This window comes from Catenibacterium sp. (assembly GCF_052354645.1).
Lineage (GTDB): Bacteria > Bacillota_I > Bacilli_A > Erysipelotrichales > Coprobacillaceae > Catenibacterium > Catenibacterium mitsuoka_A.
In genome coordinates this window covers 1-4,400 of sequence record NZ_DAWDDM010000169.1, presented here as the reverse complement: position 1 = coordinate 4,400, position 4,400 = coordinate 1, and the positions used below count along the sequence as shown (strand labels likewise).

General features: G+C 32.5%; 5 protein-coding genes. 3 read left to right on the top strand and 2 right to left on the bottom strand.

The window, feature by feature from the left end; translation table 11 throughout:
* Window positions 1–51 precede the first annotated feature (51 nt).
* The 3 genes from ACT8VG_RS07835 (at window position 52) to ACT8VG_RS07825 (ending at window position 2,789) form a co-directional block, all read left to right on the top strand.
* Window positions 52–837 carry a GNAT family N-acetyltransferase gene (locus tag ACT8VG_RS07835; protein ID WP_444195565.1) on the top strand — a complete coding sequence of 262 codons (786 nt, stop codon included), beginning with the start codon at window positions 52–54 and terminating at the stop codon, window positions 835–837.
* A 14-nt stretch (window positions 838–851) separates the two neighbouring features.
* Window positions 852–2,273 (top strand): amidophosphoribosyltransferase, encoded by a 1,422-nt coding sequence (purF, locus tag ACT8VG_RS07830; RefSeq protein ID WP_117458026.1) that lies wholly within the window; start codon window positions 852–854, stop codon window positions 2,271–2,273.
* A 159-nt stretch (window positions 2,274–2,432) separates the two neighbouring features.
* The gene (locus tag ACT8VG_RS07825) at window positions 2,433–2,789 is read left to right on the top strand and encodes a DUF6465 family protein (protein ID WP_187011750.1); all 357 of its coding nucleotides are present in this window, start codon (window positions 2,433–2,435) and stop codon (window positions 2,787–2,789) included.
* An 89-nt stretch (window positions 2,790–2,878) separates the two neighbouring features.
* Here ACT8VG_RS07825 and ACT8VG_RS07820 read toward each other — a convergent pair whose 3' ends face one another.
* A complete protein-coding gene (locus tag ACT8VG_RS07820) occupies window positions 2,879–3,139 on the bottom strand; it encodes a hypothetical protein (RefSeq protein ID WP_217106361.1) in 261 nt (86 codons plus the stop codon).
* A gap of 17 nt (window positions 3,140–3,156) precedes the next feature.
* Window positions 3,157–4,338, bottom strand: coding sequence for a phosphopentomutase (locus ACT8VG_RS07815; protein ID WP_444195564.1), 1,182 nt, complete (start codon window positions 4,336–4,338; stop codon window positions 3,157–3,159).
* Window positions 4,339–4,400 lie beyond the last annotated feature (62 nt).

Genomic DNA, 4,400 nt, shown 5'->3' with positions numbered 1-4,400 from the left:
TTTATTAATTATTCCATAGTTACACAGGCATCAGATTAAGATACTGAAAGAATCAAAGAAATCTGGATGGACCGTTTTGAGGATGAAGATGAAGTCTCTACTGATTTCTATTTCAAGTATAGATATAAGAAAGAGAATGCATACGTTGTACGTTTTAAAGACAAAATTATTTCTGCTTTACAGATTGTACCTTTTAAAGTAAAAGATTACGAAGATAGTTATTTTATTCTAGGAGTTTCTACAAGAAGAGAGTATGAAAGACAGGGATTCATGAAATTATTAATGAATCATGTATTAGATATTTATAAAGATAAACGTATTTATTTACAGGCTTATCATCCTGAAATTTATATGCCTTTTGGCTTTAAAGAATCTCATAGACATATTCTTTATAAGCTTGATAAAGCTAAGTATTGCCTTCCTAGTAATATCTGCCTGTCTCAGGATATAAGTCATCTCTATGATGATTACATGCGTTATACAGCAAATTTTAACCATTATTTAATACGTGATGAAGATTATTTTAATGATTATCTAAGATTTAGATGTGCTGCATTTAACGATTCTGTTCTAACATTTAAAAATGAGTATGGACAACAGGGATATATGATTTATAATGATAGGGGGAAGTTTGTCTATATTTCAGAATTTATATACAATAAAGAATATTTAGATGACATCCTCAAAACGATTTCTGTTTATTTCTATAAAGACATTCGCATCGAAACAGATTGCATGGCGTCTATTCATGGTGAAAAAACAGATATGATCACAATGATGTGTAATCAGGAGGATAATACACCTCTTGAGAAGCGCTATATCAATGAAATCTATTAAACAGGGAGGCTATTATGATCAAGAATCATGATGAATTACATGAAGAATGTGGAGTTGTTGCTATATGGGGCGATGACAATGCTGCTCAATTAACATATTATGGCTTACATTCTTTACAACATCGTGGACAGGAGGCTGCAGGTATTGTTGTCCGCAATAAAAGTAGAAAGCTTAACATCCATAAGGGTGAAGGCTTAGTCAGTGAAGTATTTAATAAAGAAAAAATTGAAAAATTATCAGGTAATGCAGCTATTGGACATGTCCGCTATTCAACTGCAGGTGGGGGAGGAATCATGAATGTTCAGCCATTCTTATTCCGTACTCTCGATGGTATGATGGGTATTGCCCATAATGGTAATATTGTAAATGCTAACTTATTAAAGAAGGAACTTGAAGAAAATGGTTCTATCTTTAATTCAACAAGTGATACTGAGGTTCTTGGTCATTTAATTAAGAGAGAAACAGGACGATTTGTAGATCGTATCTGTAAATCATTAGAAAAAATTGATGGAGCATTCGCATTTGTTATTTTAGTAGAGGATGCTCTTTATGTTGCAAGAGATAGATATGGTTTAAGACCTTTATCTATGGGTAGACTTCCAAGTGGAGGTTATATGTTCTCATCTGAAACATGTGCTTTAGATATTGCGGGAGCAGAATATGTAAGAGATGTAGAACCAGGTGAAATCATCCGTGTAAAAGATGGTATTATTAAATCTAAAAAGTATACTGAAGCTTTGCCTATCTGCAACAAGCTATGTGCAATGGAATATATTTACTTCTCTAGACCTGATAGTAATCTAGATGGTATTAATGTTCATACAGCACGTAAGACTTGTGGTAAGACTTTATTTGAAGAAGCACCAGTAGAAGCAGATTTAGTTATTGGTGTACCTGATAGTTCTATTTCAGCTGCCATTGGTTACTCTGAAGCATCTGGTATTCCTTATGAAATGGGGCTTATCAAGAATAAATATGTAGGTAGAACATTTATCCAGCCAACACAAGAAATGCGTGAACGCGGGGTAAGAATGAAGCTTTCAGCTGTATCATCTATTGTAAAAGGTAAGAGAGTTATCATGATTGATGACTCTATCGTAAGAGGTACAACTTCTAAACGTATTGTAAAGCTATTAAAAGAAGCAGGAGCTACAGAAGTGCATGTTAGAATTGCTTCTCCAGCAATTAAGTTCCCATGTTTCTATGGTGTAGATATTTCTACACTAGAAGAATTAATCTCACATCGTATGAATGTAGAAGAATTATGTCAATTCATTGAAGCTGATTCTTTAGCATTTATTTCAATGGAAGGATTAAAGAAATCTGTTAAGCATGATATGGATGGAAACTGTGATTTATGTATGTCTTGCTTTAGTGGTAATTATGTCACTAAGTTATATGATTCTATCGATCGTGCAAATAAAGACGAAAAATAGTACTATAAAACTCCCTTCATTGGGAGTTTCTTTCTTATATATATTACTTCGCATAATATATATTATGTAATTTTTTGATTATATCTGTTACATTTGAATTGTAAATTGAGTGTGCTATAATAATAGTAATAATTAGAGTATCAAAGGAGGATCTCCATTATGAAAAAGACGACTACTGCAGCATCTAAAAAGACAACGGCTCAGGCCGCTAAACCTAAGAAAGCTGCTACTAAAAAGACTACTACAGTAAAGAAAGAAACTGTAGCTAAGAAAACAACTGCTAAGACTACTTATAAGCCTGTTAAGATGAATATTCAGGTACAGTATAACTATCATGATGTATCTTTAGATGATATTGAAAATATGGTTATTAATCATCTTGTAGAACTTGGTTATAAGAAGACTTCAATTCTTACTTTAGATATTTATTATAAAGCAGAAACAAGTGAAGTTTTCTATATTGCGAAAACAAAAAATAAACAAGTACTCAAAAACGATGAGCCTTTATATATCTAGTTTATTCCTCCCCTTTTTAATAGAAGGGGATTTTTTTATTAGTCCCCTCCTCTATTTGTCAAAAAAGAAAACACCGTTTTGTACGGCGTTTAAATGATCAAATTTCCAATAAATAGTACTTCTAGTACTACATTGATGATTATCAAATAAATATAGAGTGCTTTCTTATACTTTTTATAATTATTAAATAATGAAATAACTGCAGATACAACAAGTAGTGAAGCCATAACAAGATAGAGTGCTGCAATGATGATGTTCCCTTTCGCAAGAGTAATTCCAAATACATAAAGTATAACAGCCATTAAGCTTGCTGCAAGAGAGACTATAATGATTTTTCTCTGTTTTTCCATTAAGCATCCCTTTCAAGTTAATTTAATATAGATTCACAAATAACTCGATATTCAACATTATAGTTATATGCAATAGTTTCAACTATTACTGCATAGCTTTCAAGTAATCCTAAGTTTTTAGGATGATGTAATGATTTGCTGTAGATAAGTAGTGGGACATGTTCTCTTGTATGGTCTGTACCTTTCCAAGTAGGATCATTACCATGATCAGCTGTAATCATGATTAAATCATCATCATTGATTGCAGCCATTAAATCAGAGAGCTGTGCATCAAATTCTTCAATAGCATCTCCATATCCAATTGCATTTCTACGATGTCCATAAACTGCATCAAAGTCTACTAGATTCACAAAGATGAGTCCATGTTGGTTTTCTTTCGCAAGTTCAATTGTCTTTTCCATACCATCTTTATTAGAAACAGTATGAATACCTTTTGTAATACCTTCATCTACAAAAATATCAGGAATCTTACCAACACCTACTACATCTAGTCCTGCATCCTTTAAACTATTAAGTACTGTTTTACCAAATGGCTTTAAAGCATAGTCATGTCTATTAGGTGTACGTTTAAATTCTCCTTTTTTACGTCCTACAAAAGGTCTAGCAATTACACGTCCAACCTTCCATCTTTCATCCATGAGTAATTCTCTTGCAATATGACATGCTTCATATAATTCTTCTAATGGAATTATTTCTTCATTCGCAGCAATCTGGAATACAGAATCAGCTGATGTATAAACAATCCAGTCTCCTGTTTCTAATTGCTTTTCTCCTAAATCATCTAAAATCTTAGTACCACTTTCTGCATAGTTTCCAAGACATTTTCTACCTGTCTTTTCTTCAAATAGTTTTATAAATTCTTCAGGAAAACCTGTATCAGTAAATGTCTTAAAAGGTTTAGTGACTTTAAGTCCCATCATTTCCCAATGGCCTGTCATTGTATCCTTCCCATTAGATACTTCTTTTAAAGTAGCAGTAGTACCTAGTGGATGTGCAATTGGATGAATACCTTTAAAGTCTCCTAGATTACCTAAACCTAAGCCTTCCATATTAATTACATTTAAACCATCTTTTGCTTCACAAATATGACCAATCGTATTGGCACCTTCATCACCAAATAAAGCTGCATCTTCTGCATGTCCAATACCCATAGAATCACATACAATCACAAATACTCTTTTGTATAATTCTTTACTCATCATCTTTCCTGCCACTCAAAATGTGATTAAATATACTCACATCGAGATAATGTAAGTTCTCA

Bases quoted from the DNA above. Each gene is read 5' to 3' on its own strand.
- purF (WP_117458026.1), top strand. From the start codon at position 852: ATGATCAAGAATCATGATGAATTACATGAAGAATGTGGAGTTGTTGCT.
- ACT8VG_RS07825 (WP_187011750.1), top strand. From the start codon at position 2,433: ATGAAAAAGACGACTACTGCAGCATCTAAAAAGACAACGGCTCAGGCC.
- ACT8VG_RS07820 (WP_217106361.1), bottom strand. From the start codon at position 3,139: ATGGAAAAACAGAGAAAAATCATTATAGTCTCTCTTGCAGCAAGCTTA.
- ACT8VG_RS07815 (WP_444195564.1), bottom strand. From the start codon at position 4,338: ATGAGTAAAGAATTATACAAAAGAGTATTTGTGATTGTATGTGATTCT.